General features: G+C 72.1%; 4 protein-coding genes. 3 read left to right on the top strand and 1 reads right to left on the bottom strand.

Translation table 11 applies throughout. The features are described from left to right. Positions 1-8 precede the first annotated feature (8 nt). From recR to ACPYOM_RS21375, 3 genes are all read left to right on the top strand, one after another. Complete coding sequence (gene recR, locus ACPYOM_RS21385; protein WP_481341908.1) at positions 9-608, top strand: recombination mediator RecR; 600 nt, start codon at positions 9-11, stop codon at positions 606-608. 49 nt (positions 609-657) lie between these two features. Continuing rightward, entirely contained in the window at positions 658-1,248 is a 591-nt protein-coding gene (locus ACPYOM_RS21380) for a DUF5063 domain-containing protein (RefSeq protein ID WP_481341907.1), read from the top strand. 131 nt (positions 1,249-1,379) lie between these two features. Continuing rightward, on the top strand, positions 1,380-2,651 hold the full coding sequence (locus tag ACPYOM_RS21375) for an aspartate kinase (protein ID WP_481347498.1): 1,272 nt from the start codon (positions 1,380-1,382) through the stop codon (positions 2,649-2,651). 49 nt (positions 2,652-2,700) lie between these two features. Here the strand turns inward: ACPYOM_RS21375 and ACPYOM_RS21370 are convergent. After that, the coding region (locus ACPYOM_RS21370) for a hypothetical protein (RefSeq protein WP_481347497.1) at positions 2,701-3,341 on the bottom strand (641 nt) is incomplete at its 5' end.

The following is a 3,341-nucleotide window of genomic DNA, read 5'->3' as shown; positions in this document are numbered from 1 at the left end:
GTTGCGGTGTGTACGAAGGCGCAGTGCAGGACCTCATCGACGAGCTCGGACGCTTGCCCGGCGTCGGTCCCAAGAGCGCCCAGCGCATCGCCTTCCACCTCCTGCAGGCCGACGCCGAGGACGTCACGCGTCTCGTCACGGCCCTGACCGAGGTCAAGGCCCGGGTCCGGTTCTGCGAGGTGTGCGGCAACGTCGCGCAGGCCGAGCGGTGCCGCATCTGCGCCGACCCGCGTCGCGACCAGACCTCCATCTGCGTCGTCGAGGAGCCGAAGGACGTCGTCGCGATCGAGCGCACCCGCGAGTTCCGCGGCACCTACCACGTGCTCGGCGGCGCCATCAGCCCGATCGACGGCATCGGACCCGACGACCTGCGGGTCCGCGAGCTCATGACGCGGCTCGCGTCGGGGGAGGTGCAGGAGGTCATCATCGCCACCGACCCCAACCTCGAGGGCGAGGCGACGGCCACCTACCTGTCCCGGCTGCTGCGCGACGTCGGCGTCACGGTCACCCGCCTCGCCTCCGGCCTGCCCGTCGGCGGCGACCTCGAGTACGCCGACGAGGTGACGCTCGGGCGAGCCTTCGAGGGGCGTCGACGCGTCGACGCGTGACGCGCTCCCCGGGGGCCGCGTCCCAGCCGCGATGGGGCATGCTGGTCACATGAGCACCGAGCAGGGGACCCCTGACGCCGCCGACCGCGAGATCGACGACCTCTCGGGCCTGGCCGACCTCACCGCGGCCGAGGCCAGTGCGTTCCTCACGTCGGTGACCGAGGTCGCCTCGGGCAGCTCGCCCGACACCGCCCTGCCCGTCCTGACGCTCGCCCTGTCTCAGGTGCTCGTCGCCGGCGCCCGGCTCGGGGCGATCCAGGACGTCGTGCCGGTCGAGCGCTTCGAGCCGGACGCGACCGACGACGACGCCGACCCGCTGCGCACCGGTCTGGCCAACGTCTTCGCCGGCATCGACGACTACGTCTACGTCATCGACCCGGTCACCTCCTCCGAACGGGCCGACGGGTCGATCACCAACGACCTCGTGGACATCGCCGTCGCCCTGACGCACGGCCTCAAGCACTACGGTGCGGGCCGCCGCGTCGAGGCCCTGTGGTGGTGGCAGTTCAGCTACCTGTCCGAGTGGGGCGACCGCGCGATGACGGCGCTGCGCGCGCTCCAGTCGATCCTGTCGCACCTGCGGCTCGACGTCGACGAGGAGACCGTCGGCGAGGCGGAGTTCGACGCGCTGCACCCCTGACCCGCGCAAGAACGTGCGGCGCCGGTGACGAATCCGCGCACATCTCACCATCGCGACGCGGCGGTGGGCGCCGCGAGCCCGAGCCTAGACTCGGCTGCACCGCAGACCACCGAGCAGATCCGGAGCCCCGAGTGAGCATCGTCGTCCAGAAGTACGGCGGGTCGTCCGTCTCCGACGCCGAGGCCATCAAGCGGGTGGCCCGCCGCATCGTCGAGACGCACAAGGCCGGCAACGCGGTCTGCGTCGTCGTCTCGGCCATGGGCGACACCACCGACGAGCTGCTCGACCTCGCCGAGCAGGTGACGCCGGCACCGCCGGCCCGCGAGCTCGACATGCTGCTGACCTCGGGCGAGCGCATCTCGATGGCCCTCGTCGCCATGGCGATCGCCCAGCTCGGCGCCGAGGCCCGCTCGTTCACGGGCAGCCAGGCCGGCGTCATCACCGACGACGCGCACGGTGCCGCGCGCATCATCGACGTGACGCCGGGGCGCATCCAGAGCGCCCTCGACGCCGGTCACATCGCCATCGTCGCCGGCTTCCAGGGCGTGAGCCAGACGACGAAGGACATCACCACCCTCGGCCGCGGCGGCTCGGACACCACCGCCGTCGCCCTCGCCGCCGCCCTCGGGGCCGACGTCTGCGAGATCTACACCGACGTCGACGGCGTCTTCACCGCCGACCCGCGCATCCTGCCGAGCGCGCGCAAGCTCGACGTCCTGTCGATGGAGGAGATGCTCGACCTCGCGGCCAACGGGTCGAAGATCCTGCACCTGCGCTGCGTCGAGTACGCCCGCCGCTACGGCATCCCGATCCACGTCCGGTCCTCGTGGTCGCAGAAGCCGGGCACCTGGGTCAAGGACAACCCCTACGAAGGAGAAGGCGCTGTGGAAGCTCCGATCATCGCCGGCATCGCCCACGACCGCAGCGAGGCCAAGATCACCATCGTCGGGGTGCCCGACCGGGTCGGGATCGCCGCGAAGATCTTCGGCGCCATCGCCGAGGCCGGCATCAACATCGACATGATCGTCCAGAACGTGTCGGCGGCCCAGACGGCCAAGACCGACATCTCCTTCACGCTGCCGCAGGCCGACGGCGCCCGCGGCATGCAGGTGCTGCAGGGCATCAGGGCCGAGGTCGAGTACGAGGACCTGCGGCTCGATGACAAGATCGGCAAGATCGCCCTCGTCGGCGCCGGCATGAAGAGCCACCCAGGCGTCTCGGCGAAGTTCTTCGGGGCCCTGGCCGAGGCCGGGATCAACATCGAGATGATCTCGACCTCCGAGATCCGTGTCTCGGCGGTGACGCGCGCCGAGCAGCTCGACGACGCCGTCCGTGCCGTGCACACCGCCTTCGGTCTCGACTCGGCCGAGGACGCCATCGTCTACGGCGGCACCGGCCGCTGACGCTCGCTGCCCCGCCCGGTGAGCTGGGCCGCGTCGTCGCGTGACGGCGTCAGTGGGCCACCGCGGGCACCGACCGGGCCACGACCTCGGCGAGCTCCCCGCGCGTCGGGCCGGGGTCGAAGGGTCGCCGCCAGCCGGTCGCGTAGACGGCACGGGCCCGGTCCTCGGCGGCCCGCAGGCTCGCGGGCAGCGCGGTCATCGCGGCGTACGGACCGATGAGCTCGCCGATCGAGGGGTCCCGCTCCGCGGCCATCATGATGATGTCGGAGGGCAGCGGGCGGGAGAGGTCGATGTCCTCACCCGCCCAGCGTCGGGCCTGCGCCGAGTCCATGTGCACGTGGTCCTCGACCCAGGGCCGCATGCTCGCCTCGCCGAAGGCGTCGAGCCCGAGCGAGAGGGCCTCGAGGTCGGTCCCGTGCTCGTCGAGGAGCCGGAGCAGCTCGGCCACCTGGAGCAGGGAGGTCGTGACGCCGCGACCGAAGTTCGGCGTCGTGGTGCACACCGAGTCACCCACGAAGACGAGCCCCGGCAGCGCGGGCCGGCCGTCCGGCCCGTGCTGCCCGCGGTAGACGTTGAGCAGCGGACCGCCGGGCAGCGCGTCGGTGAGCGGGGTGGCCACGGACGGGTCGGTCCACGCCGCGAGGCCGGGCACGGCGGCAGCAGCGGCCTCGAACGCCGCGGTGTGGCGCA

Source organism: Monashia sp. HAY1-2A (assembly GCF_056755315.1).
The sequence above is the reverse complement of the archived record's forward strand: the minus strand, read 5'-3'. Positions and strand labels throughout refer to the sequence as shown.

Coding starts and splice junctions, on each gene's coding strand:
- ACPYOM_RS21380 (WP_481341907.1), top strand. CDS start 658: ATGAGCACCGAGCAGGGGACCCCTGACGCCGCCGACCGCGAGATCGAC.